The 22,291-nt window shown below is 64.6% G+C and carries 26 protein-coding genes; 12 read left to right on the forward strand and 14 right to left on the reverse strand.

The annotated features are described in order from the left end of the window. Nucleotides 1-50 precede the first annotated feature (50 nt). The 3 genes from AB7G19_RS06990 to AB7G19_RS07000 all read left to right on the forward strand — a co-directional run bounded on the left by AB7G19_RS06990 (nucleotide 51) and on the right by AB7G19_RS07000 (nucleotide 2,499). Nucleotides 51-1,148 carry a calcium:proton antiporter gene (locus AB7G19_RS06990; RefSeq protein WP_063981119.1) on the forward strand — a complete coding sequence of 366 codons (1,098 nt, stop codon included), beginning with the start codon at nucleotides 51-53 and terminating at the stop codon, nucleotides 1,146-1,148. 13 nt (nucleotides 1,149-1,161) lie between these two features. Continuing rightward, nucleotides 1,162-1,446, forward strand: coding sequence for a cupin domain-containing protein (locus AB7G19_RS06995; RefSeq protein ID WP_014492439.1), 285 nt, complete (start codon nucleotides 1,162-1,164; stop codon nucleotides 1,444-1,446). A gap of 93 nt (nucleotides 1,447-1,539) precedes the next feature. After that, entirely contained in the window at nucleotides 1,540-2,499 is a 960-nt protein-coding gene (locus AB7G19_RS07000) for a hypothetical protein (RefSeq protein WP_085400808.1), read from the forward strand. An 86-nt stretch (nucleotides 2,500-2,585) separates the two neighbouring features. Here AB7G19_RS07000 and AB7G19_RS07005 read toward each other — a convergent pair whose 3' ends face one another. Then, a complete protein-coding gene (locus tag AB7G19_RS07005) occupies nucleotides 2,586-3,239 on the reverse strand; it encodes a tetratricopeptide repeat protein (RefSeq protein ID WP_085400807.1) in 654 nt (217 codons plus the stop codon). A gap of 144 nt (nucleotides 3,240-3,383) precedes the next feature. Beyond that, nucleotides 3,384-3,686 (reverse strand): 30S ribosomal protein S21, encoded by a 303-nt coding sequence (rpsU, locus tag AB7G19_RS07010; RefSeq protein ID WP_071909764.1) that lies wholly within the window; start codon nucleotides 3,684-3,686, stop codon nucleotides 3,384-3,386. Between the two features lie 264 nt (nucleotides 3,687-3,950). Here rpsU and aqpZ point away from each other — a divergent pair, with 264 nt between their 5' ends. Then, the gene (gene aqpZ / locus AB7G19_RS07015; RefSeq protein WP_071909765.1) at nucleotides 3,951-4,673 is read left to right on the forward strand and encodes an aquaporin Z; all 723 of its coding nucleotides are present in this window, start codon (nucleotides 3,951-3,953) and stop codon (nucleotides 4,671-4,673) included. A gap of 36 nt (nucleotides 4,674-4,709) precedes the next feature. Here the strand turns inward: aqpZ and AB7G19_RS07020 are convergent, their stop codons facing one another. The 3 genes from AB7G19_RS07020 to AB7G19_RS07030 form a co-directional block, all read right to left on the reverse strand. Continuing rightward, nucleotides 4,710-5,816, reverse strand: coding sequence for a 5-(carboxyamino)imidazole ribonucleotide synthase (locus AB7G19_RS07020; RefSeq protein ID WP_085400805.1), 1,107 nt, complete (start codon nucleotides 5,814-5,816; stop codon nucleotides 4,710-4,712). Next, nucleotides 5,813-6,301, reverse strand: coding sequence for a 5-(carboxyamino)imidazole ribonucleotide mutase (gene purE / locus AB7G19_RS07025; RefSeq protein ID WP_071909766.1), 489 nt, complete (start codon nucleotides 6,299-6,301; stop codon nucleotides 5,813-5,815). Before purE ends, AB7G19_RS07020 begins: the two co-directional genes overlap by 4 nt. 92 nt (nucleotides 6,302-6,393) lie before the next feature. Further along, complete coding sequence (locus AB7G19_RS07030) at nucleotides 6,394-6,597, reverse strand: hypothetical protein (RefSeq protein WP_259261251.1); 204 nt, start codon at nucleotides 6,595-6,597, stop codon at nucleotides 6,394-6,396. Here AB7G19_RS07030 and AB7G19_RS07035 point away from each other — a divergent pair. Next, nucleotides 6,530-7,156: a GGDEF domain-containing protein gene (locus AB7G19_RS07035; RefSeq protein ID WP_354134106.1), complete on the forward strand. Its 627-nt coding sequence runs from the start codon at nucleotides 6,530-6,532 to the stop codon at nucleotides 7,154-7,156. The genes AB7G19_RS07030 and AB7G19_RS07035 overlap by 68 nt on opposite strands. Before the next feature lie 62 nt (nucleotides 7,157-7,218). Here the strand turns inward: AB7G19_RS07035 and AB7G19_RS07040 are convergent, their stop codons facing one another. The 3 genes from AB7G19_RS07040 to AB7G19_RS07050 form a co-directional block, all read right to left on the reverse strand. Continuing rightward, nucleotides 7,219-7,470 carry a hypothetical protein gene (locus tag AB7G19_RS07040; RefSeq protein ID WP_063981128.1) on the reverse strand — a complete coding sequence of 84 codons (252 nt, stop codon included), beginning with the start codon at nucleotides 7,468-7,470 and terminating at the stop codon, nucleotides 7,219-7,221. A 21-nt stretch (nucleotides 7,471-7,491) separates the two neighbouring features. Next, nucleotides 7,492-7,710: a hypothetical protein gene (locus tag AB7G19_RS07045; protein ID WP_014492449.1), complete on the reverse strand. Its 219-nt coding sequence runs from the start codon at nucleotides 7,708-7,710 to the stop codon at nucleotides 7,492-7,494. Nucleotides 7,711-7,837: 127 nt separating this feature from the next. Next, complete coding sequence (locus AB7G19_RS07050; protein ID WP_063986093.1) at nucleotides 7,838-8,044, reverse strand: YdcH family protein; 207 nt, start codon at nucleotides 8,042-8,044, stop codon at nucleotides 7,838-7,840. 329 nt (nucleotides 8,045-8,373) lie between these two features. Between AB7G19_RS07050 and AB7G19_RS07055 the strand changes: the two genes are divergently transcribed. Next, the gene (locus tag AB7G19_RS07055) at nucleotides 8,374-8,556 is read left to right on the forward strand and encodes a YdcH family protein (RefSeq protein WP_008131172.1); all 183 of its coding nucleotides are present in this window, start codon (nucleotides 8,374-8,376) and stop codon (nucleotides 8,554-8,556) included. Between the two features lie 141 nt (nucleotides 8,557-8,697). Here AB7G19_RS07055 and AB7G19_RS07060 read toward each other — a convergent pair whose 3' ends face one another. After that, entirely contained in the window at nucleotides 8,698-9,801 is a 1,104-nt protein-coding gene (locus AB7G19_RS07060) for an NAD(P)/FAD-dependent oxidoreductase (protein ID WP_085400801.1), read from the reverse strand. Nucleotides 9,802-10,003: 202 nt separating this feature from the next. On the opposite strand from AB7G19_RS07060, the gene AB7G19_RS07065 reads away from it, so the two are divergent. The 6 genes from AB7G19_RS07065 (at nucleotide 10,004) to AB7G19_RS07090 (ending at nucleotide 17,751) form a co-directional block, all read left to right on the forward strand. Beyond that, a complete protein-coding gene (locus tag AB7G19_RS07065; protein ID WP_063981130.1) occupies nucleotides 10,004-12,682 on the forward strand; it encodes a sensor domain-containing protein in 2,679 nt (892 codons plus the stop codon). A 136-nt stretch (nucleotides 12,683-12,818) separates the two neighbouring features. Continuing rightward, nucleotides 12,819-14,279, forward strand: a complete 1,461-nt coding sequence (locus tag AB7G19_RS07070; protein ID WP_085400800.1) for a glycerol-3-phosphate dehydrogenase — start codon at nucleotides 12,819-12,821, stop codon at nucleotides 14,277-14,279. Between the two features lie 75 nt (nucleotides 14,280-14,354). Beyond that, complete coding sequence (locus AB7G19_RS07075) at nucleotides 14,355-15,512, forward strand: ABC transporter ATP-binding protein (RefSeq protein WP_085400798.1); 1,158 nt, start codon at nucleotides 14,355-14,357, stop codon at nucleotides 15,510-15,512. Next, complete coding sequence (locus tag AB7G19_RS07080) at nucleotides 15,509-16,423, forward strand: ABC transporter permease (RefSeq protein WP_085400796.1); 915 nt, start codon at nucleotides 15,509-15,511, stop codon at nucleotides 16,421-16,423. The genes AB7G19_RS07075 and AB7G19_RS07080 overlap by 4 nt, the downstream gene beginning before the upstream one ends. Before the next feature lie 4 nt (nucleotides 16,424-16,427). Continuing rightward, nucleotides 16,428-17,240 (forward strand): ABC transporter permease, encoded by an 813-nt coding sequence (locus AB7G19_RS07085; protein WP_085400794.1) that lies wholly within the window; start codon nucleotides 16,428-16,430, stop codon nucleotides 17,238-17,240. Between the two features lie 13 nt (nucleotides 17,241-17,253). Beyond that, nucleotides 17,254-17,751, forward strand: a complete 498-nt coding sequence (locus AB7G19_RS07090; protein ID WP_085400792.1) for a DUF6622 family protein — start codon at nucleotides 17,254-17,256, stop codon at nucleotides 17,749-17,751. On the opposite strand, the gene AB7G19_RS07095 is transcribed toward AB7G19_RS07090, so the two are convergent. The 5 genes from AB7G19_RS07095 to AB7G19_RS07115 form a co-directional block, all read right to left on the reverse strand. Continuing rightward, a complete protein-coding gene (locus tag AB7G19_RS07095) occupies nucleotides 17,752-18,003 on the reverse strand; it encodes a hypothetical protein (RefSeq protein ID WP_245344056.1) in 252 nt (83 codons plus the stop codon). 66 nt (nucleotides 18,004-18,069) lie between these two features. After that, nucleotides 18,070-18,744, reverse strand: a complete 675-nt coding sequence (locus AB7G19_RS07100; RefSeq protein WP_245344055.1) for a hypothetical protein — start codon at nucleotides 18,742-18,744, stop codon at nucleotides 18,070-18,072. A 211-nt stretch (nucleotides 18,745-18,955) separates the two neighbouring features. Continuing rightward, nucleotides 18,956-19,822, reverse strand: coding sequence for a carbohydrate ABC transporter permease (locus AB7G19_RS07105; protein WP_028151662.1), 867 nt, complete (start codon nucleotides 19,820-19,822; stop codon nucleotides 18,956-18,958). Further along, the gene (locus tag AB7G19_RS07110; RefSeq protein ID WP_028151661.1) at nucleotides 19,819-20,691 is read right to left on the reverse strand and encodes a carbohydrate ABC transporter permease; all 873 of its coding nucleotides are present in this window, start codon (nucleotides 20,689-20,691) and stop codon (nucleotides 19,819-19,821) included. The genes AB7G19_RS07105 and AB7G19_RS07110 overlap by 4 nt, the downstream gene beginning before the upstream one ends. A gap of 97 nt (nucleotides 20,692-20,788) precedes the next feature. Further along, nucleotides 20,789-22,174, reverse strand: a complete 1,386-nt coding sequence (locus AB7G19_RS07115) for an ABC transporter substrate-binding protein (protein WP_028151660.1) — start codon at nucleotides 22,172-22,174, stop codon at nucleotides 20,789-20,791. Nucleotides 22,175-22,291 lie beyond the last annotated feature (117 nt).

The raw sequence follows: 22,291 nt of genomic DNA on the forward strand, positions 1-22,291 counted from the left end.
ACGCGATCTTCTCGCGCATAATCGGTCTCCCATTTGAAGGAATCGCCAGCATGAGCGCACACGGACCGATGCCGCGGTCGTCCTGGATCTTCCCCGCTCTTGCGGTGCTGCTGTTCCTGATCGTGACCGCGACCGGCTACAGCTTTACGCTAACGGCGGGCGGAGCCCTGTTCGCGATCGTGCTGCTGGTGATCCTGTTCGGCACCGTGTTCGCGGCCGTTCATCATTCCGAGGTGATCGCGGAGCGCATCGGCGAGCCCTACGGCACGCTGCTGCTCACGCTGGCGGTGACCATCATCGAGGTCGCGCTGATCACCACGATCATGCTGGGCGACAAGCCGGCTCCGGAGCTCGCCCGCGATACCGTGTTCGCCGTCGTGATGATCGTCTGCAACGGCCTCGTCGGCCTCTGCGTCTTCATCGGCGGCATGCGCTATCGCGAGCAGGGCTTTCAGGTTTCGGGCGCCAACGTCTATCTCAGCGTGCTGATTGCGATGGCAACCATCACCCTGATCATGCCCAACTACACGCTGACGACGCCGGGCCCGATCTATTCGACGCTCCAGCTCGGCTTCGTCGATCTCGCAACGATCGTGCTCTACGGCGTGTTCCTCTACACCCAGACCGTCCTGCACAAGGACTACTTCGTCCACGAGAGGGCGGACGGCGAGGGCGGGGAGGCGCATTTGTCGGGCAGAATGCTGGTGCTCAGCATCGTGCTGCTGCTGATCTCGCTGCTGGCGGTCGTCCTCCTCGCCAAGAAGTTCTCGCTGGTGGTGGACGCGGTCGCCGTTCAGATCGGCGCCCCGCCGGCGTTCGCGGGCCTCCTCGTCGCCCTCCTGATCCTGATGCCGGAGGGTGTCTCGGCGATTGCGGCGGCGCGCAAGAACGACCTCCAGAAGAGCATCAACCTGGCGCTCGGGTCCTCGCTCGCAACCATCGGCCTGACCATTCCGGCGGTCGGGATCGCCACCTACCTGCTCGACCAGCCGCTCGTGCTGGGCCTGAACCCGGCGAACACCGCACTCCTGTTCCTGACATTCTTGTTGAGCATGCTGACCTTCGGCACCGGCAGGACCAATGTCCTGTTCGGGCTGGTCCATATGGTGGTATTTGCCGTCTACGTGTTCATGGTTTTCGTGCCGTAGAAGGAAATTCCCGATGCTTGCCGCCAAATCCGAGGTTCAGGTCGACAACGAGCAGGTCCGGGTGACCGAGTGGCGGCTCGCCCCGGGCAGCGCGACCGGGCATCACACCCACGGCATGGACTATGTCATTGTTCCCGTCGTCGCCGGCGAGATGACCATCGTGGCGCCCGGCGGCGAGCGTTCCAAGGCGCAGCTCGCGGCCGGAAAATCTTACTTTCGCAAGGCCGGCGTCCAACACGACGTACTTAACGAAACCTCAACCGAGATCGTGTTCCTTGAGATCGAGCTGAAGCCGTAAGGCGGGCGAACCCTTTGCCATCGATCCGTCGCAGTTGATCCCTTACAATGCCCCAAAGTTCCCGCATCTGATCGCGCGGGGAGTGGCCGAGAAATGCTGAAATACCTCGCTAAAATCTCGATGGATATTCTCCCCTCGGTGCTCGCGACGATCATCGGGGCGTACATCGTTAACCACTACATCAACGCCAAGCCGGCGGCCGATGCCCCCGCGGCCGTGGTGGCGCCTGCCGATGCCGGCAAGAGCGGCAAGCCCTCCGATGTGGCCAACCTCCCGGCGCCCGGCGTCAAGGCCAAAGGCGTCTCCGAGAAGAGCGTGACCGACAAGGCGGCGGCCGAGAAGCCGGCCGACAAATCCGGCGAACACCCGGCCGAGACCAAGGCCGCGGACGTTGCTCCCGCCGAGGCCGGCCCGCGCGGCCGCAACCCGGCGCGTGAGAAGGCGGCCGCCAAGTCCGCTCCGGCTGTCACGGCTCCCGCCACCACCCCGGTGGTCGAGGCCAATTCGGCACCGGCGTCCCCGGCTGCGACGCCCGACGCCAACGATCTCGCGCGCGCCGCGATCGAGCGCCTGCGCAAGTCGCCTGAGGGCAAGGCCGCCGAGGCCAGATCTTCCGAAACCAAGTCTTCCGAGAGCAAGCCTTCCGAAGCCCGGCCGGCTGAAACCAAGTCGGTCGAGAGATCGCTGGAGCCTGCGGTTCGGGAAGCCTCCCGCACCCCGGAAGCCCCGCGCGTCATTCCTGCTGAGCCGTCCGCGCTCCGTCCGCTGCCGCCGCCGATCACGGTGTCGACGCCTTCGTCCGAAGCCTATGGCAATGGCGGCGCGTCGCCGGTCAATCCGCCCTACACCGCCTCGATCGGCAACGACGATCCGAACCGGATGACGCCGCCGGCCGACATTCCGGTGCCGGTGATCGCGCCGCCACTCGACCTGCGTGCCGATGCCGGCGCGACCATGCCGCGGCCGAAGAAGACCAATGTCGCCGACGAGATGCTGTCGGGCATGAAGTCGATGTTCCACTCCGTCCTGCCGAAGAGCGCCACCCCCGATTAAGGCGGTGGCTGGGAGCGTCTTCGAGCGACGTGGACATCGCTTCGCGTGAAGAAAACGCGTCAAAACGAGCAGCTCTAGCCGCGCTGTCAGCCGCCGACGCGGGCGAGACCGCTGCGGGCGGTATCGTCGCGTGGACGTAGCGCGACCGCCTTGTTGTAGGATGTGGCCGCCTTGGCCTTGTCACCCAGCCGCTCATAGGCCTGTCCGCGCGTGGTCCACACCTGCGCGTTGTGCGGATCGACCTCGGAGGCCTCATCGAGATCGGCCGCCGCTTCCTTGACCTTGCCGATGGCGAGATAGCTGATGGCGCGGCCGAGCAACGGCTCGACCTTTTGCGGATTGAGCCCGTTGGCGGCGCTGAAATCGGCGATGGCGAAATTATGCTCGTTGTTGCCCTGATAGATCAGGGCGCGACCATAAAGTGCCTGTGCGTTGTAGGGATCGAGTGCGACGGCCCGGTTGAACTCGTCCAGCGCGCCAGCCGTCTCCCCCGCCTTTGCCAGGGTCTGGCCTTTTGCGGTGTGAGCCTGGGCCTCGCTGACATTGCCGGCGCTGACCGCGCTGTCGGCGGCCGTCGCAGCCGCCTTGGGCGCCTCCTGCGGCTTCTCCTTCTCGGGCATCATGGAGCCGAGGTCGAAGGAGCAGCCGCACAGCACGATCCCCATCAAGCCGAGCGCGAACGGCTGTCGCCAGATCTGGCGTAGCCGCGCCAAGCGGCGTTCGGGGAAAGGGGAGGCCATCTACGGTTCGCTCGCGCTGGTGCCGCATCGGTAGTGCCCCCGTCCCAGAGAAGGCACCGCTCACAAAACAATAACGCGGGCCAAGGGCCCGCGTCATCGAAAACTGAAGTCTTGGAAAACTGAAGTCTTGCAAGTCAGGCGGAATCAGCGCGGTCCGCGCGGACCTGCACCTGCACCCGGGCCGCTGCGGCCGCCACGATCACCGCCGGGACCGGCGCCGAACACCGGCTTCGGCTTCATCGGCAGCAGGCCTTCGCGCTGCAGCTTCTTGCGAGCCAGCTTGCGCGCGCGGCGCACGGCCTCGGCCTTTTCACGGGCCTTCTTCTCGGAGGGCTTCTCGTAATGACCGCGGAGCTTCATCTCGCGGAAAATTCCCTCGCGCTGCATCTTCTTCTTCAGCGCCTTGAGGGCTTGATCGACATTGTTATCGCGAACGAGAACCTGCACGCGGCATCCTCTTCAGTGGATCGGATTTGAATTCTGGTAAGTCAAAGGGGATGGCGAAACGCACAAGCCCTTAACCTTGAGGGCGCGGATGTATCAGACAAAACCCGCGATGTCCACCTGCCAAGCAGGTTTTCGGGCCAAGTTCAGCCATTAAATAAGGCGAAAATACCTCCGTGCGGCCCCGATTTGGGTGATTCGGCGCCAAGGGTGGGGCAGTTCCCGGAGCTTTGCTCCGGAAATTCCTGGAATTAGGGGAGACGTCACATGGATATGAAGAAATACGCTGCCGAGGCGATCGGCACATTCTGGCTCACATTCGCAGGCTGCGGCAGCGCGGTGATCGCCGCCGGCTTTCCGCAGGTCGGAATCGGCCTGGTCGGCGTGTCCCTTGCGTTCGGCTTAAGCGTCGTCACCATGGCCTATGCGATCGGGCACATCTCGGGCTGCCACCTCAACCCGGCCGTCACCGTCGGGCTTGCCGCCGGAGGACGCTTCCCGGCGGGACAGATCCTGCCTTACGTGATCGCACAGGTCTGCGGCGCGATCGTTGCCGCCCAGCTGCTTTACATAATCGCCAGCGGTGCTCCCGGATTCGACGTCAGCAAGGGTTTTGCGTCGAACGGCTACGACGCGCATTCGCCCGGCCAGTACAGCCTGATCGCCTGCTTCGTCACCGAGGTGGTGATGACCATGATGTTCCTGTTCGTCATCATGGGCGCCACCCATGGCCGCGCGCCCGCAGGCTTCGCCCCGCTCGCGATCGGGCTCGCGCTGGTGATGATCCATCTCGTCAGCATCCCCGTCACCAATACGTCGGTGAACCCGGCGCGCAGCACGGGGCCCGCACTGTTCGTCGGCGGCTGGGCACTGGCGCAGCTCTGGCTGTTCTGGGTCGCGCCGCTGATCGGCGGCGCGCTGGGCGGGGTGCTCTATCGCTGGCTCAGCGAGGAGCCCTCTGGCGTCGTCGCGGGCGTGAAGACGGCCTGATCGAAAGGCGGGATTGCGGCATGCGCCGCGGTCCCGCTACTTGCCCTTCGTCGGCCTGACTTCGGTGACGTGGCCCATCTTGCGGCCGGGGCGCGGTGCGCCCTTGCCGTAGATGTGCACGGTCGCGCCCGGCACGCTCAGCCACTTCTCGTAATCGTTGATCTCGTCGCCGATCAGATTGGTCATGGTGACGATTTCGCCGTGGCGCACGGCCTTGCCGAGCGGCCAGCCGGCAATGGCGCGGATGTGCTGCTCGAACTGCGAGACCGAGGCGCCGTCGAGCGTCCAGTGTCCGGAATTGTGCACGCGCGGGGCGATCTCGTTGACCAGCACCTTCGGCCCGGTGCCGTTGGCGAGCACGAACATCTCCACCGCGAGCACGCCGACATAATCGAGCGCGCCGGCGATCTTGCCGGCGATGCTGCGCGCTTCTTCCGCGAGCGCATCCGGAATCTGTGCGGGGGCGCGGGATATCTTCAGAATGTGGTCGCGGTGCTCGTTCTCGGTGACGTCGAAGCACTCGACCTGGCCCGTCGCCGAGCGCGCGGCGATCACGGAGATCTCGCGCTCGTACGGGATGAAGGCTTCGAGGATCGCCGATTTGGTGGCGAGGCTGGTCCACACCTTGGCGATGTCGTCGCCCTCGCGGATGATGGCCTGGCCCTTGCCGTCGTAGCCGAAGCGGCGGGTTTTCAGCACCGCAGGGAGGCCGATCCTGACGATCGCCTCGCGCAGCGAGGAGACCGAGGTGACGTCGGCATAGGCTGCGGTGCCGATGCCGAGCTTCGTCACGAAATCCTTCTCGGCGAGCCGGTCCTGGGTGGTCTCGAGGATCTTGCGGTTGGGCAGCACCGGGCGGCGCGCGTCCAGCACCATCGCGGCGGCAGACGGCACGTTCTCGAATTCGTAGGTGATGACGTCGACGTCGTTGGCGAACAGCTCGAGCGCTTCGACGTCGGCATATTCGGCGCAGGTCGCGTTCAGCACGACGTCGAAGGCGGGCGAGTCCGGATCGGGCGAGAATACCTGGCAGCGCAGGCCGAGTCGCGCCGCAGCCATGGCCAGCATCCGCCCCAATTGTCCGCCGCCGAGGATTCCGATGGTGTCGCCGGGCTTCAGCTTCACCTGCTTTGCGTCAGTCACGCCTTGTCCTCCGGGCGCTCCGCAACCGCCTCGGTCTGTGCCTTGCGCCAGGCGGCGAGGCGGTCGGACAGGGCCGGGTCGGACAATGCGAGCACTGAAGCTGCAAGCAGCGCCGCGTTGATCGCGCCGGCCTTGCCGATGGCGAGGGTGCCGACCGGGATGCCCGCGGGCATCTGCACGATCGAATAGAGCGAATCGATGCCCTTGAGCGTCCTGGATTCGACGGGAACGCCGAACACGGGCAGTTCCGTCAGCGCCGCCGCCATGCCGGGCAGATGCGCAGCGCCACCCGCGCCGGCGATGATGACCTTGTAGCCTGCCGCCTTGGCACCCTTGGCGAATGCAAACAGCCGGTCGGGGGTGCGGTGTGCCGAAACGATGCGGGTATCGGCGGCAACGCCGAGCGCTGCGAGCGTGTCGGCGGCATGCCGCATCGTCTCCCAGTCCGACTGGCTTCCCATGATGATGGCGATCGGCGCGGTCATGACGTCAATTGTGCTCGGAAAACAGAAAGATAGGCCAGATTAACGGTTCCGGCCGGTGGCTCGCAAGGCGGTGGCAAGGAGAAGGGAATGCACTATCCTGTCTTGGTGAATCCCCGCAAGCCTTCATTGAGCAGGATGCCCATGAAGAAACCAAAAAGGGCAAGCGCTGCGAAGGCCAAAAAGGGCCGGAAAGCCAGCGCCAGCCGCTCCAAAGCCGCCCCCAGGCGGCTGGCGAAGCGCTCGGCCAAGCCGGCGCGGCGCGGAGCGTCGGCCGCCGACGACACCAGGGCGACCATCCGCGGCTTGCGGAGCAAGCTCAAGGAGGCGGAGCGGCGGGTTGTGGAACTGGAAGCTGCGGCCGACACCGATTTCCTGCTCGAGATTCCGAACCGGCGCGGCTTCGAGCGCGAGCTCGCGCGCGCCATCGCCTACATGAAGCGCTACCGCGCCAGCGGCGCGCTGATCGTCCTCGACGTCGATCGCCTGAAGCCGATCAACGATTCCTTCGGCCATGCCGCCGGAGACGAGGTGCTCAAGGCGATTGCGGCCACCCTGACGCGGCAGGTCCGCGCCTCGGACGTGGTCGGCCGGCTTGGCGGCGACGAGTTCGCGCTGCTGCTCTGGAATCTCAGCGAGACCGACGCCAAGGCGAAGGCCGCGACCTTCGAGCAGGCGATCGACGAATTGTCGTTTGCCTTTCGCGGTCAGCGCGTGACCGCGGGCGCCTCCGCAGGTGTCGCGCTGCTGGGGGCGCAGTCCGATGCAGGCCGCGCGCTGGAGGAGGCTGATGCCGCCATGTATGTGCGCAAGGCGCACCGGCGGCACGAGCCGCTGATCAGGCTGGTCAGCAACTAGGGCACGATCTTCGCGACAAATGCGGACCGCGTTGCGCGGAGATCATGCTCAAGCAACAACCCTTACAGCGTGGCCAGATCTTCCGGCACGTTGCCGAATTTGCGCAGCAGCGTGGCGTCGCCGAATTCGCCGGTCATGGGATCGCCGCTGCGGCTGAACGCAACCGCGCCGATATGGCCGGCACCGTGCGCCAGGATCTCGGCGCGCCGCAACGCGGCCGCCGAGCTCTGGCATTCCTCCGCGGCGCCCGCGACAGGCGATCCGTCGGCATCGATCAGGAAGGGCATTGCAACGTAGTAGGTCACATCCGACATGGCGTTGCTCCGATGTTGAACTCAGGCGGCGCTGCTGTTGCTCCGCACCTTGCTGCGTGCGGTCTCGGGAATGCAGCCGGCTGAAATCGCCGCCTGTAATTCTTCCAGCTCTGCTTCCAGATATTCGTTGGCCATGATCAGCGCCTTGATGGTGCTGCGCAGATTGCCGTCGCACATCGCGATCGCCTGGTCGCAGGCCTGTTCATAATGGCTGTTGTCGAGAAGGGCGGTTGCCGACATCTGCGTTGTCCTCGGGGGTTTCCTGGGCGTTTCCTGGGGCGGTGGGATGCCCAAATGTTCCTATTTTGTTCTTTTCGAGTCAAGCGGATTCGGATGCGGCGAGCTGCCACGAAAAGGGCCTCGCGGATCAGGCGATGATGTCCGGCGTGATCTGGTCTTCGATGAACGCGATACGGTCGCGCAACAACAGCTTGCGCTTCTTCAACCGTTGTAACCGCAACAGGTCGGGGGCAGGCGATTGATGCATCGCATCGATCGCGGCGTCGAGATCTCGGTGTTCTTGCTGCAACCGGGTGAGCTCGGCTTCGAGCTCACGCTCGTCTTCATTGGTCATGTTCGCGGTGGCCGAAAACCCGATGGGCGTGAGATTCAAGGCTGTGGATGCCCTGTGGAAATTATCGTCCTTGCGCGCCGTGATCGCAAGCGATCTCGGGCCGCCGCTCACCGAACTCTCGCAAGATATTTCGACGATTCGTTGCGGCGTTGCGCAAGCACATTGATATCATGGATTTTTCCAGCGTGGTTCCTTACTCACGATTCGTTACATATGAATTTTCAAAAATGACGCTGCGACGACGGATACATATCGACAGAACGAATCGGTGATGTACACTTGTTTGTCCGGATCGAATCCAAGGTTTCCCCCTACCGAGGAGGTTTCGAATGACAATTCAGGCACATCTGGTTGAATTGGAACGGAAGCACAAAACGCTCGAAAACGAATTGCACGAAGCTCTCGTGCACCTTTCAACAGACGACCTGCAAATTGTTGAGTTGAAGCGACGGAAGTTGATGGTCAAGGACCAGATCGAGCGTTTGAAGCACACCGGCGACACGCTCCACTAGTAACCCCTGTAACAGTGTAGAGTTGAACTTACCCTTTCATGCAGGGGTGAGAGCTATTGTGCTCATCCCTGCATGAAGGTGCGCAGCGTGCAAAGTTATTTGCGCGGCGCTTGGAGCCTTTCCGCTCCGATGGAAAATCCCCTAGATGCCTGCGAGCTCAGCGACGTGATCCGCGATCGCGAGCGATGACGTCAGTCCCGGCGATTCGATGCCGAACAGGTTGATCAGGCCTTCGACGCCGTGATCGCGCGGGCCCTGCATCAGAAAATCCTGCGTGGCCACCGCCGGCGGCACGATCTTCGGGCGAATGCCTGAATAGCTCGGCATCAGCGCGCCGTCGGGCAGCGTCGGCCAGTATCTCCGGATCGCCGGATAGAAGCGCTCGGCGCGTGATGGATCGACCTCGTAATTGATCGTCTCGATCCACTCGACGTCGGGGCCGAAGCGTGCCTGCCCGGCCATGTCCAGCGTCAGGTGCACGCCGAGCCCGCCAGGCTCGGGCACCGGATAGATCAGGTGCGAGAACGGTGCCCTGGCGTTGCAGCTGAAATAGTTTCCCTTGGCGAGATAGGCCGGTGGAATCCGGTCGATCGGCATGCCGTCGATGTGGCGTGCGACCGTTGTCGCCGAGAGCCCGGCGGCGTTGACGAGCAGGCCGCATTGCAGCGTCATCGGCGCTTCGCCGCCGGCCTCGATCTCGATCACATCGCCGGCTGCCTTGGCGCGGACCAGCGGGGTGTGAAATGCAAAGGCCGCGCCGGCTGCCTCGGCCTCGCCGCGCAGCGAGAGCATGTAGGCGTGGCTGTCGATGATGCCGGTCGATGGCGAGAGCAGCGCGGCGTCGCAGGCGAGCGCCGGCTCCAGCGCGCGCGCGGCCTCGCCAGTGAGCAGCTGCATGTCGAGCACGCCATTGGCCTCGGCATGCGCCTTGATCGATTGCAGCTTCTCGGTCTCCTTGGCGCTGGTCGCGACGATCAGCTTGCCGCAATTCTTGTGCGGGATGCCGCGCTCGCCGCAGTAGCGATACAGCGCATGCTTGCCGCTGACGCACATGCGCGCCATCCAGCTCCCGGCGCGGTAATAGATCCCGGCATGGATCACCTCGCTGTTGCGCGAGGAGGTGATGGTGCCGATGGCCTCGGCTTCCTCGAGCACGATCACCTCGCGCCCGGTCTGGGCAAGCTTTCGAGCCACCGCGAGCCCGACCACGCCGGCTCCGATGACGACGCAGTCGACCCTATCCATGGTTGTGCAGTGTATCCATTGAAAGTATCGGTGGCATCAGGCCTGAGAACCACGGCACCGGGCCGTTTTCCATTAAGGAAGCATTTATCATGTCAGGGCAATTGCCGTATTTGGCGTCACATTTTTCTGTTGCGCGTACAGGCGTTTACCCGATCCAAACCCGTGAAGCCAGACAATCCGACGTTGAAAGCGCGGGTGGCTGATGGCTGAGAAGAACTGGCACGTGGGCAGCACGCTTCCGATTGCTGTGCAGGCCGTCGTGTGCCTGGGCAGCGCGGTCGCGCCTGCGCGCGCCTTTGCGCTCTCGGACAGCTTCGCGCCACCAGGCAAGCTCGATCCCAATTTGGTCTGGGAAGCGCTGATCGGCGGCATCGTCGTCTGTGCGTTCCTGGCCGCCATCGCGCTGTGGATCCATTCCTCGCTGCGCCGCACCAAGCGCTTGCAGCTGCGGCGCAACGCCTTCGTCTCCTCCGCCATGAACAATCTCAACCAGGGCGTGGTGATGACGGATGCGCAACGACGCATCATGTTCTGCAACGACCGCTATCTCGAGATCTACGGCCTGGCGCGCTCGGATCTGTGGACCGGGATGACCGGCTACGACATCCTCGAACTCAGGCGCAAGCGCGACGTCCTCGGCGGTGTCTCCGACGATGAGTTCTACGAGAAGGCGGCGAGCCCCAACGGCCTGATCACCGAACTGCCTGATGGCCGCGCCATCCTGGTGAAATATTTCGTGTTGCCGAACGGCGGCTCGGTCGCGACGCATCTGGACGTCAGCGATCAGCGCAAGCTGTCACGGCAGCTCGCCTCCACCAAGCAATTCCTGGAAACCGTGCTGGACCACGTGCCGGCCTGCGTCGCCGCGAAGAATATCGAGGACGGTCGCTACATCTTCGCCAACAGCGCCTATGAACGGTTCTGGGGGTTCTCGCGCGACCACGCCGTCGGCAAGAATGCGCGGGAGCTGTTCGCGCCCATCTCGACGGCCAGCATCGAGGCGGCCGACAAGGCGGCACTGAATTCGCCGGACGGCCAGTTCCGCAATGAATTCGAGGTCGACCGCGCCGGTGAACGGCGCATGGTTGCCTCGATCCGGATCGTGGTCCGCGACGAGAGCAACAAGCCCGAATTCCTGATGCTCGTGTTCGAGGATATCACCGACCGCCGCTCGCTGTCGCAGGAGCTGGAGAGCACGAAGAAGTTCCTGGAGCTTGTGGTCGACAACATTCCGGTGGCGCTGATCGTGGAGCAGGTCAAGGACGGCCGCTACCTGCTCGCCAATCGCAGCGCGGAGACGATCCTCAACCGCCGGCGCGAAGAGGCCACGGGCCTGACCGCCTCCGACATCTTCAATCCCAAGGAAGCCAAGCTGATCATCGCGCGCGACGAGGCCGCGATCAAGAAGCGCGGGATGATTACCGAGGAGCACCCGATCTCCACCAAGGACGGCCTGCGGCTGTTCCTGACCCGGCGGGCGACCGTGCTCAGCGATGCCGGCGAGCCGCAATATCTGATCAAGACCCACGAAGACGTCACCGACCGCCGGCAGACCGAGTCGCGCATGGCGCACATGGCCTATCACGACGGCCTGACCGATCTGCCGAACCGCGCCGCCTTCCTCCAGGCGCTGACCCAGATGATCGAGGCCTGCGAAGGCACCAGCGAGGAGTTCGCCGTGCTCTGCCTCGACCTCGACGGCCTCAAGGAGGTCAACGACGTCTTCGGTCATGCGCTCGGCGACAAGCTCTTGATCGAGGTGGCCCAGCGGCTTCAGGATTCCGCGCGCGGCGGCGTGGTGGCGCGCCTGTCCGGCGACGAGTTCGGCCTCATCATCGACGGCAAGCAGCCGGAGGCGGGCCTTGCGCTGGCGCAGCAGCTCGGCGAGGCCGTTGCCCAGGAATTTCAGATCGACGGCCGGGCGGTCCGCGCCGGCGTCACCACCGGCATGTCGATCTTCCCGCATAATGGTGCCGACGGCGCATCGCTGCTGGCCAATGCCGGCGCGGCGCTGTTCCGCGCCAAGCAGAAGTCGCGCGGCACGATCGGCCTTTACCAGCCGGAGATGGACCAGCAGATCCGCGACCGCCGCGTGCTGCACCAGGACCTGTCGAAAGCGATCAAGAACGGCGAATTGTCGCTCGCGTTCCAGCCGCAGGGCATCGCGCGCCACAGCGTCGCCGAGAGCGAGATTATCGGCTTCGAAGCGCTGGCGCGCTGGCAGCATCCGGTGCGCGGCCAAGTCTCGCCGGCCGAGTTCATCCCGATCGCGGAGGAGAGCGGCCTGATCGTCGAGATGGGCGAGTGGATCCTGCGCGAGGCCTGCCGCGAGGCGGCGTCCTGGCCGAAGCCGCTCCAGGTCGCGGTCAATTTGTCGCCGGCGCAGTTCATGCACGGCGACGTGGTCGGGCTGGTCCATTCAATCCTGATCGAGACGGGCCTCGCACCCGGCCGGCTCGAGCTGGAAATCACCGAGGGCGTGCTCATCGAGGACTTTGATCGGGGTCTTGCATTGCTGCGCCGGCTGAAGGCGCTCGGCGTGCGCATCTCCATGGATGATTTCGGCAGCGGTTACTCTTCGCTGAGCTATCTCCAGGCGTTCCCGTTCGACAAGATCAAGATCGACCGCGCCTTCATCATGAATCTCGGCCGCAACCCGCAATCGGCGGCTATCGTCCGCGCCGTGATCGATCTCGGCCACGGCCTCGAAATGTCGATCATCGCCGAGGGCGTCGAGACCCTCGATCAGCTCGTCTTTCTTGCCAAGGAGGGCTGCGACGGCGTGCAGGGCTACCTGCTCGGCAAGCCGCTGCCGATCGGCAAATATGCCGGCCTCGTCGGCCGCGCCGAGACCATGGAGCTTGCGCTCAAGACCGGCTAGAGCGTTATCGAGCCAAGCGGATACCGGTTCGCGCAAAGAAAACGCGTCAAAACAAGAATCCAAAGCCTCGTTCCGATTTCATCGGAATGGAAATGGCTCTAGTGATGGCGGGCGCTAGCTCCCATTCGACGGCTTCATGGCGGATTACGACCTTGCGATCATCGGCGGCGGCCTGAACGGTGTCAGCCTCGCCCGCGATGCGGCCGGCCGCGGCCTGCGGGTCATTCTGCTGGAGCAGGGCGATCTCGGCGGCGCGGCGTCATCCGCGACGCCGCGGCTGATCCATGGCGATCTGTCGGTGCTGGAACGCCGCGGTTTTTGGCGGGTGCGCCGGGCTTTGGCCGAGCGCCGGACGTGGCTTGCCATCGCGCCGCATCTGGTCCGGCCGATGCGCTTCGTGATCCCGGCCCATTCCGAGGAGCGTCCACCCTGGCTGCTGCGCGCCGGCTTGTACCTCTATGACGGCCTCACCGGTCGGAGCGGCCTGCCTGCCGCGACGACCCTCGACATCACGCATCATCCGGTCGGCAACGCGCTGAAGCGCCCGTTTGGAACGGCTTTCGAATATTCGGACTGCGTCGTCGATGATTCCCGCCTGGTGGTGCTGACGGCGCTGGACGCCGCCGAACGTGGCGCTGCGATCCGGACCGGGGCGCGCTGTGTCCGCGCCGATCGAACCGACACATGGCGCCTCGCGGTGGTCGATCGTGGCCATCGCCGCGTGGTCACGGCCCGGGCGCTGGCCAATGCCACCGGCGGCTGGACGTCGATCGTCGCAGAGACCGTGCTGCGCCAGCCGCAGCCCACCATGGCGGCCATGCAGATGAGCCAGATCATCGTGCCGCGGCTGTTCGAGTCCGACAACGTCTACGTCTTCCAGAACAGCGACGGGCGGCTGATCTTCGCGAGTCCCTTTGAGCGCGATTTTACGCTGATCGGTACGGTCACTCGTGATTTCACCGGTGATCCCGCGATCGTGGCGATGCCTGGGGCTGACGTCAGCTATCTCTGCGAGGCCGCCAGCCGCTATTTCCGCGAGCGCGTCGCGCCCACCGACGTGGTGCGCGCGGTCTCCGGCGTCAACCTGACGCTGGCGTCCGTGCGGCGGCGCGACGGGACGACGCTGTTCCACGCGCGCCGGCGCAAGGCGCCGCTGATCACGATGTTCGGCGGCGACGTCACCACCGCGCGCCTGCGCGCCGAGCGGGCCGTGACGAAGCTGACGCCGTTCTATCCGATGTCGCCGCCCTGGACCGCCGGCGCCGCGCTGCCCGGCGGAGATTTTGCCTGGGATCGTTTCGACACCGAAGTCGACCTCGCCCGCGACCGCTGGCGCTTTCTGTCGGAGACGCAGGCTCAGCGTCTGGTCGCGGCCTATGGCTCGCGCTTGCCGGCCGTGCTCGGCGAGGCGAAGGCCCGCGACGAGCTCGGCCCCGCCTTCGGTCCCGAACTGACCGGCGCCGAAGTGCGCTATCTGATGACCCGGGAATGGGCCCGTTTTCCCGAGGATATCTTGTGGCGGCGTTCCAAGCTCGGCCTGACGATACCCGCGGCGGACAGTGACGCGCTGGCCGCGTTCATGGCGAATGTGATGTGAACGACGCGCCCCGAACCGGTTGAGCTGGGGACGATCGGCCGCTAGCGTGCGGCGGAATCGGGGTTGGCAGGGACCATGACGGACGAATTGCCCAAGATAGACGCCGGCGCGGATGCGCTTCCTGCGGCGGGGCAGCCGCTGCTGCGCATCGAGGGCGTCGCCAAGACGTTCGGGACGTTCCGGGCCGTGGACGGCGTGTCGCTCGACATCAAGGCCGGCGAGTTCTTCGCGCTGCTCGGGCCCAGCGGCTGCGGCAAGACCACGCTGCTGCGCATGCTCGCCGGGTTCGAGGCGCCGGACGAGGGGCGCATCCTGCTCGGCAGCCGGGACATCGCGCAGGCGCTGCCGCATGAGCGGCCGATCAACATGATGTTCCAGAACTACGCGCTGTTTCCGCATCTCTCCGTGCGCGACAACATCGCCTTCGGCCTGAAGCGGGCCGGCATGGCGCGCGCCGACATCGCCACGCGCGTGGCGGAAATGATTGCGCTGGTGAAGCTCGAGGGGCTGGAGAAACGCAGGCCCGACCAGCTCTCCGGCGGTCAGCGTCAGCGCGTGGCGCTGGCGCGTGCATTGGCGCGCCGGCCGCAGCTTCTGCTGCTCGACGAGCCGCTGGCCGCGCTGGACAAGAAGCTGCGCGAGAGCACGCAGGGCGAGCTGATGGAGCTGCAGCGCCGGCTCGGCATGACTTTTATCATCGTCACCCACGATCAGGAGGAAGCCATGACAATGGCGAGCCGGATCGGCGTGATGAGGGCCGGCAAGCTCGCCCAGATCGCGAGCCCCCGCGAGCTCTATGAAGCGCCGCGCTCGCGCTGGATCGCGGAGTTCGTCGGCGACATCAATCTGTTCGACGGCGAGTCCAAATTGCGCGACGGCCATCGTCTGATCATCGGCACGCGCGATGCGGGTGCGCTGGTGGTGGCCGAGCCGCGCGAAGGCGTCGGCGCGGGAAAATTGTCGGTCGCGATCCGCCCCGAGAAGGTCAAGCTCTCGCGCCGCGGGCCGGTGAGCGAGGCTGGTCGTGAGACGGCGATCAACAGCCTGGACGGCGTGGTCGCCGACATCTGCTATCTCGGCGGCACCACCACCTACAAGGTGAAGCTCGATGCCGGCGGAATCGTGCAGGCGTCGGTCCCCAACAGCGCGCGCCTCGACGTCGACGCCTACAGCCTGAACCAGCGTGTCGTCGCCTGGTTCACGCCCGACGACTGCGTGGTGCTGCAATCATGAGCTCGCGCCGCATCTTCGCAAGACCCGCGCGCTTTGCCGCGATCGCGCCCTACGTCTGGATGCTGCTGTTCTTCCTGGTGCCGTTCGGCTTCGTGCTCAAGATCAGCCTGTCGCAGACGGCGATCGCGCAGCCGCCCTACGAGCCGGTGTTCGACCTGATGGCGGGATGGGAGGCGCTCAAGGCAGCGTTCGCTGCGCTGTCGATCGACAATTTCAAGCTGCTCGCCTCAGACGACATCTACGTGTTCGCCTATGTGCGCAGCCTCACCGTCGCCGTCACCGCGACTGCGCTGTTGCTCGTGATCGGCTATCCCATCGCCTACGGCATGGCGCGGTTGCCGAAGCGCTGGCAAGCGGTGGCGATGGTGCTGGTGATCGTGCCGTTCTGGACCTCGTTCCTGATCCGCATCTATGCCTGGATCAACATCCTCCAGCATGACGGCCTGCTGAACCAGATCCTGCTCGCGCTGCATCTGGTCAGCCAGCCGGTGGTGTGGCTCTCGACCGACACCGCGATGTATATCGGCATTGTCTATTCCTATCTGCCGTTCATGATCCTGCCGCTCTACGCCACGCTCGCGAAAATGGAGCCGGTGCTGGAGGAGGCGGCCTCTGATCTCGGCGCGCCGCCCTGGCAGGTGTTCTGGCTCATCACCTTTCCGCTGTCGCTGCCCGGCGTCGGCGCGGGCGTGCTGCTGTGCTTCATCCCCATCGTGGGCGAGTTCGTGATCCCGGACCTTCTGGCCGGCTCCAATTCGCTGATGATCGGCCAGACCCTGTGGCTCGAATTCTTCACCAACAAGGACTGGCCGGTGGCCTCCGCTGCGGCGATCGTGCTGCTGGTGGTGCTGCTGGTGCCGCTGCTGCTGTACGAGCGGCTGCAGAAGCGGCAGCTGGAACAGGGGCGCTGAAGCGATGCGCGAGGTCTCCCGCCTGTCCCGCTTCAACATCGCCTCGCTCGCATTGGGCCTGGCATTCCTCTATCTGCCGATCCTCATCCTCGTCATCTACTCCTTCAATGCCTCGCGGCTGGTGACGGTGTGGGGCGGCTGGTCGCTGCGCTGGTACCACGAGTTCTTCAATGACCGCGCCATGATCGAGGCGGCCTGGATGAGCCTGCGGGTCGCGGTCTCCTCAGCGACCATCGCCACGCTGCTCGGCACGCTCGCAGCCGTTGCGCTGTCGCGCGGCGAGCGCTTTCGCGGCCGCACGCTGTTCTCGGGCATGCTCTACGCGCCGCTGGTGGTGCCGGAGGTGATCACCGGATTGTCGCTGCTGCTGCTGTTCGTCGCGCTCAACGCCGAGCGCGGCTTCTGGACGGTGACGATCGCCCACACCACGCTGACGATGTGCTTCGTCGCGGTGGTCGTGCAGTCCCGCCTCGGCTCGCTCGACCGTTCGCTGGAGGAGGCGGCGATGGATCTCGGCTGCAACCCGGCTCGCGCCTTCGTCGCCGTGACGCTGCCGCTGATCGCGCCCGCGATCGTGGCGGGCTGGATGCTGGCCTTCACGCTGTCGCTCGACGATCTCGTGATCGCGAGTTTCACCACCGGCCCCGGCTCGGCGACGCTGCCGATCCGGATCTACTCGGAGGTGCGGCTCGGCGTGAAGCCCGAGATCAACGCGATCTGCACGCTGGTGATCGCCCTGATCGCGGTGGTTATCGTCATCGCCTCGCTTGCCTCGAAACTCTCGAACTCGCAGGGCGAGAGCGCGGCGCCGCTGTAGGCGAGGAGCAATCATGACATTCGCCTACCAGATCCTGATCCACACGCCGGTCTGGGTCTGGATGCTGCTCGCTTTTCTGGTGTGGCAGGGCGTTCAGGCGATGCAGCCGCGCACGACGCCGATCTGGCGCGCGCTGATCGTGCCGGTCGTGTTCATCGTCTGGGGGATTTCGCGGCTCGGCTTCGGCCACCAAGACAGCGTTTGGCCGCTGGTCGCATGGATCGCGGCCGCGCTGGTGCTGCTGCCGCTTGGCGTGCTGACGCCGCGCCCGTTCGACGTCGATCACATGACCGGGCAGATCATCCGTCCGGGCAGCCCATTTGGTCTGGTCCGCAACCTGATTGTCTTCGCCTCGCAATATGCGGTCGGCGTGATCTCGGCGATCGATGCGGGCGATCGCGCGCTGGCGATCGTCGCCGGCCGCGCCATCTCGGGCGCGACCGCCGGCTACTTCATCGGCTCGACGATCGCCCTGCTGGTCACGTATCGACGCAAGAGCGCGGAGAGATGATCAGCGTGACCGGGTTGCGCGTTTCGCGGCCTTGGTGCCCGTAGAACGCGACCGCGTCGCGGAGGCCGAGATGGGCCCCACGTATCGCGCGCGCACCGCGCCCTGCATCGCGGCACCGAGCTGCCGCAGCGCGAGGCTGTCGAGCGGAAACTCGAGCAGGATGTGGATCAGGCTCAGCGCCAGCAGGAAGGTGAAGCCGAAAGCGTAGTCGTAGAAGTACAGCGCGGTGGAGGCGGCGCTTGCGGCGGCCATCGCCGCCAGTCGCCGTTTGGGCACCTCAGTCCAGCGGATGACGTCGGCTTTGATGAACCAGTTGAGCTAGTGGTAGGTATAGACGAAAGCGAGCAGGCTCGTCAGCCGGGTGTCGAGGACGAGGCCGGGGACTCCGAACAGCCGGCCCAGCGCTGGACCGACATTGCCGAAATAGTCCTGTCCGACCCGGGCAAAGCTCGAGATCCGGATTTCGGCCGTTGGCGGCAGCAACAGGATCGTGGCGACCGCAAGCACATAGACGACCACCAGCGCAGCCTGCACGCGGCTGCCCGACCGGTGCGCGCCGAGCACCATGAAGACCAGCGTGAACAGCGAGACGTGGATCAGGGTCGGAATCAGGATGCCGATGACCGCAAGCGACGATCCGCTCGAATACATGATCGCGGACAGGACGATCGCCACCATGAACAGCAGCATGCTCTCGATCGCGGAGGTCGTGGCTGCCAGCATGGCGCAGACGACCAGCGCGCCCCACTTCGCAAGGCCGAACCATGAGGCGTTGTCGATCAGCGCCGCGACCACGGCGATGATCGCGAGGACCGCCGCGATCCCGCGGTGGGGCAGATAATAGCTGCGATCGTGCAGCCACGAGATCTCGGTGAAGTAGTGCGCCGGGCCAAGCACGACATAGGCCAGCAGCAGTAGCTCGAACGGCACCAGATAGGACGCCGCGAACGCCAGCAGCATCAGGCCGAGATGGATCGCGTCGTTGCCGCGCATGGTGACGTGCCCCGTGACAGGGCTGCGAGGTTAGAGCAGGCGTGGACAACCCGCAATTGTCCACGTCGTCGCTCGAACGCCCTGCTTGCGGCGACGCGATGCGTCCGGGAGCGATTTCGAGCGAGGTGGATACCGGTTCGCGTAAGGAAAACGCGTCAAAACAAGAATCGAGAGCCCCGTTCCGATTCCATCGGAACGAGGCTCTCGATTGTCAGGACTTCACTGCGCCTGCCGTGAGCCCGCCCACCATGTAGCGGCGGAAGGCGTAGTAGACCGCGGCCGGCGGCAGCGCGTAAATGAAGCCGGTGGTCATCAACAGCTCCCAGGGCGAATCGTCGGCAGCGAGGAAGTTGCCGAGCGCGACGGGGAGGGTGATCTCGCGGTCGTTGGACAGAAGCAGGAACGCGTAGAGATATTCGTTCCAGGCGAGCAGCACCGCATAGGTGCCGATCGCGACCAGCGAGGGCATCATCAGCGGCAGGTAGACCAGGCGGAAGATCTGGAGCGTCGTGGCGCCGTCCATCACCGCGGCTTCATCCAGCTCGACAGGCAGCTTGTCGGAGGCCTGCTTGAGCACCCAGATCGCGTAGGGGCTGGCAATCGTCACCATGGCCAGGATCAGCGACCAGTGATTGTTGAGCAGGCCGTAATTGCCCATGGTGCGGTACATCGGCACGGCGAGGAACGCCGCGGGGATGAAATAGGTGAAGAGCGCGAGGTTCAACACGGTGCGGCCGCCCGGCACCTTCAATCGCGAGATCGCGAACGCCGCGGCGGTGGCGATGAACAGCGTCAGCACGCCGACGGAGACTGCGATCACCGTCGAGTTCCAGAACTGGATGTAGAAGTCGCGCAGGAAGTAGTGCTGCTGCTTGAACACGATCTCGAAGTTGTGGAGCGTCGGATGATCCGGCCACAGCTTGCCCGAGAACGCGTCCTCCTTCGGGGAGATCGCGAACAGGAACATGTGGTAGATCGGAATCATCGTCCACAGGAAGACAGGAATACCGATCAGCAGCAGCCGCGCTTCGATCGCGACGTCGCGCCAGGAAAATTCGCTTACGCCGGGAAGCTTCATCGCGACAACCGTTTCATCATAAAGTACACGAGCGGCAGGACGAACGGCATCGCGCAGACGATGGAGGCCATCGCGAGCGAGAGCTGGTCGAGCCGGAGATAGCGGATACCGAGCGTCGCCAGCACGTGCGTGAGGTCAGCCGGGCCACCGCCGGTGAGCAGATAGACGCTGTTGAAATCGCCGAGCGTCCAGATCATCGAGAGCAGTGTGCAGGTGATGTAGAGCGTCTGCATCGACGGCCAGGTGATGTAGCGGAATTTCTGCCACCAGCTCGCACCATCGACCTCGGCGGCCTCGAACAGATCGTGCGCGATCGCAAGGCGTCCGGTGATCAGGATCAGCGTCCAGAACGGCAGTGATTTCCAGATGTGCACGCCGATCGCCATGCTCAGCGCCACGGCGGGGTCGTTCAGCCAGTTCGGGCCGTCATCGCCGGTGAGGGAGAAGATGAGGTGGTTGACCACGCCCCATTCGGGATTGAACATGAAGCGCACCGACAGGATGGTCGGGATCGACGGCACCGCCCAGGGCAGGATGAAGATCACCGAGAGCCATTTGATCCAGGTGCGCTGCTGCGCGAAGAAGCCGGACAGGAACAACGCGATCAGCATCTTGATGTTGATGCCGATGACCAGGAAGATGAGCGTGTTGACCGCGGCGCGCGCGAAGATCGGATCGTGAAACAGCGCGACATAATTCGACGGGGCCCGCGCCAGCCACAGCCCGTAGCAGACGGGATATACGACGAAGGCGAGGAAGACGAGCAGATAGGGCGCGAGCAGCACGATGCCCCAGACCTGCGCCGGGGTCAGCCGCGACGACAAGGGCGGAGCGGGCATCGACTGATCGCCAGAGAGCGTAATCGCCATTCTTCAGGACTCTTTGAAAGGACTTCCGGCCGCACGAGGCGGCCGGTATTAGCGTTTCGCCTCTCCCCGCGCCAGCGGGGAGAGGAAGAAAGAAGATTTAGCCTGCAACCTGCTTGATGCGGACGATCAGCTCGTCGACGGCCTTGTCGACCGGGACCTTTTCGCTGACGACCCGGTTCATCGCCTTGGCCCAGACGTTCTCGTTGTTGAGGATCGTGAACTTCCAGTTCTTGGTGAAGTCGAACGCGGCGGTGCCGCCGGTGAACTGGGCGTAGACCGCCTTGCGGTGCTTGTCGGCCTGCCAGAACGGGCTGGCCTGGCTTTCTTTGGTCACCGGGAACCAGCGGCCGAGCGCGCCCTCGATATAGGGGCGAACATTTTCTTCCTGGAGCAGGAAGCTGATGAACTGCTTGGCCTCGGCCTTGTTCTTGGCCGCGGTGAACACCAGCCCGGTCTTGACGTCGGAGCGGTAGCGGATGGTCGAACCGTCGGGCGCCTTCGGGAAGGACGCCGTGACGATGTCCTGCTCATAGGCCTTCTTGCCGGCGTCGCGCTGCTCCTGCGTGAGAGCCTGGTTCTGCGAGTCCTCGAACCACTTCGCCGCGATCGAGATCGTGAAGTTGTGGGTCATCACGATGGTCTTGTTGTGGAAGGCGACGTTGTTGTCGGGGTCCTTCCAGGTTGTGGAAGAGGGCGGCGTGCAGCCCTTGATATAGGTGTCGGTGTAATCCTTCAGCGCGCTGATCAGATTCTCGCGCACCTTGGGATCGTCGACCAGGAGCTTGCCGTCGTCGTCGACCAGCTTGACGTGGTAGGCGTCCATGAACGTGTAGAACGACTGGAAGGCGTCGGTGGATTCCACGCCCATCGGCTGGCCGACGCCGTAGATGCGCTGGCCGGTGGCTTTACGGATACCCGGCTGCACCTTGTCGCACCAGAACGTCCAGTAGCCCGCCCAGTCGGTCGGGATGTCGCTCAGCTTGAAGCCGGCCTTCTCCAGCATGTCGTTCCAGATCTCGACATGCATGCTCTGCTGCTTCAGCGGGAAGCCGTAATAGGCCTTCTTCTTGGTGACGTCGTTATAGAGGATCGACGCGTCCAGCGTGTTCTGCACGAACCGGCCCTTGATCGGCTCCATGACGTCCGTGAGGTCCTCGAGCTTGCCCTCATAGGCCCACTTGCCCTGCGCCTGCACGTCGTAGGAATCGGAATAGGCGACATCGGGCACGGTGCCGGCATCGAGCGCGGCGACCGTCTTCGGAATCATGTCCTGGATCGCGTACTGCGACAATTCGACCTTGATGCCGGTCTTGGCTTCGAACTTCTTGATCGTCTCGATCAGCGCGTCGTCTTCGGACCGATAGAAGCCCTTGCCCCACCAGACCGTGATCGTTTTCTGCTGCGCAAAGGCGGGTGCAGTGGCCGCAAAAAGCCCAACCGCAGCGACCGCCAATGAAACTGCGCCAATAACCTTGGATCTCACGTTTTTCTCCCTCAAACGGCCGGTGTTTTTAACCGGTCGTATAAAACACTAGCGCATGGCCGTCAGCCGATCTAGCGGCATCTTGTCAGACATAGGTCGTGGGGTGTCGGGCCAGCG

Source organism: Bradyrhizobium sp. 215_C5_N1_1, from assembly GCF_052075935.1.
GTDB classification, from domain to species: Bacteria; Pseudomonadota; Alphaproteobacteria; order Rhizobiales; family Xanthobacteraceae; genus Bradyrhizobium; species Bradyrhizobium barranii.

What these genes read in the sequence shown, in the direction of transcription:
- AB7G19_RS07045 (WP_014492449.1), bottom strand. Translation starts at nt 7,710, where the DNA reads ATGTCGGCAACCGCCCTTCTCGACAACAGCCATTATGAACAGGCCTGC.
- AB7G19_RS07090 (WP_085400792.1), top strand. Translation starts at nt 17,254, where the DNA reads ATGACATTCGCCTACCAGATCCTGATCCACACGCCGGTCTGGGTCTGG.
- AB7G19_RS07005 (WP_085400807.1), bottom strand. Translation starts at nt 3,239, where the DNA reads ATGGCCTCCCCTTTCCCCGAACGCCGCTTGGCGCGGCTACGCCAGATC.
- AB7G19_RS07065 (WP_063981130.1), top strand. Translation starts at nt 10,004, where the DNA reads ATGGCTGAGAAGAACTGGCACGTGGGCAGCACGCTTCCGATTGCTGTG.
- AB7G19_RS06990 (WP_063981119.1), top strand. Translation starts at nt 51, where the DNA reads ATGAGCGCACACGGACCGATGCCGCGGTCGTCCTGGATCTTCCCCGCT.
- AB7G19_RS07000 (WP_085400808.1), top strand. Translation starts at nt 1,540, where the DNA reads ATGCTGAAATACCTCGCTAAAATCTCGATGGATATTCTCCCCTCGGTG.
- AB7G19_RS07085 (WP_085400794.1), top strand. Translation starts at nt 16,428, where the DNA reads ATGCGCGAGGTCTCCCGCCTGTCCCGCTTCAACATCGCCTCGCTCGCA.
- AB7G19_RS07095 (WP_245344056.1), bottom strand. Translation starts at nt 18,003, where the DNA reads ATGGCCGCCGCAAGCGCCGCCTCCACCGCGCTGTACTTCTACGACTAC.
- AB7G19_RS06995 (WP_014492439.1), top strand. Translation starts at nt 1,162, where the DNA reads ATGCTTGCCGCCAAATCCGAGGTTCAGGTCGACAACGAGCAGGTCCGG.
- AB7G19_RS07105 (WP_028151662.1), bottom strand. Translation starts at nt 19,822, where the DNA reads ATGAAGCTTCCCGGCGTAAGCGAATTTTCCTGGCGCGACGTCGCGATC.
- AB7G19_RS07080 (WP_085400796.1), top strand. Translation starts at nt 15,509, where the DNA reads ATGAGCTCGCGCCGCATCTTCGCAAGACCCGCGCGCTTTGCCGCGATC.
- AB7G19_RS07110 (WP_028151661.1), bottom strand. Translation starts at nt 20,691, where the DNA reads ATGGCGATTACGCTCTCTGGCGATCAGTCGATGCCCGCTCCGCCCTTG.
- aqpZ (WP_071909765.1), top strand. Translation starts at nt 3,951, where the DNA reads ATGGATATGAAGAAATACGCTGCCGAGGCGATCGGCACATTCTGGCTC.
- AB7G19_RS07070 (WP_085400800.1), top strand. Translation starts at nt 12,819, where the DNA reads ATGGCGGATTACGACCTTGCGATCATCGGCGGCGGCCTGAACGGTGTC.
- AB7G19_RS07075 (WP_085400798.1), top strand. Translation starts at nt 14,355, where the DNA reads ATGACGGACGAATTGCCCAAGATAGACGCCGGCGCGGATGCGCTTCCT.
- AB7G19_RS07030 (WP_259261251.1), bottom strand. Translation starts at nt 6,597, where the DNA reads ATGGTCGCCCTGGTGTCGTCGGCGGCCGACGCTCCGCGCCGCGCCGGC.
- AB7G19_RS07060 (WP_085400801.1), bottom strand. Translation starts at nt 9,801, where the DNA reads ATGGATAGGGTCGACTGCGTCGTCATCGGAGCCGGCGTGGTCGGGCTC.
- AB7G19_RS07040 (WP_063981128.1), bottom strand. Translation starts at nt 7,470, where the DNA reads ATGTCGGATGTGACCTACTACGTTGCAATGCCCTTCCTGATCGATGCC.
- AB7G19_RS07100 (WP_245344055.1), bottom strand. Translation starts at nt 18,744, where the DNA reads ATGCGCGGCAACGACGCGATCCATCTCGGCCTGATGCTGCTGGCGTTC.
- purE (WP_071909766.1), bottom strand. Translation starts at nt 6,301, where the DNA reads ATGACCGCGCCGATCGCCATCATCATGGGAAGCCAGTCGGACTGGGAG.
- AB7G19_RS07055 (WP_008131172.1), top strand. Translation starts at nt 8,374, where the DNA reads ATGACAATTCAGGCACATCTGGTTGAATTGGAACGGAAGCACAAAACG.
- AB7G19_RS07050 (WP_063986093.1), bottom strand. Translation starts at nt 8,044, where the DNA reads ATGACCAATGAAGACGAGCGTGAGCTCGAAGCCGAGCTCACCCGGTTG.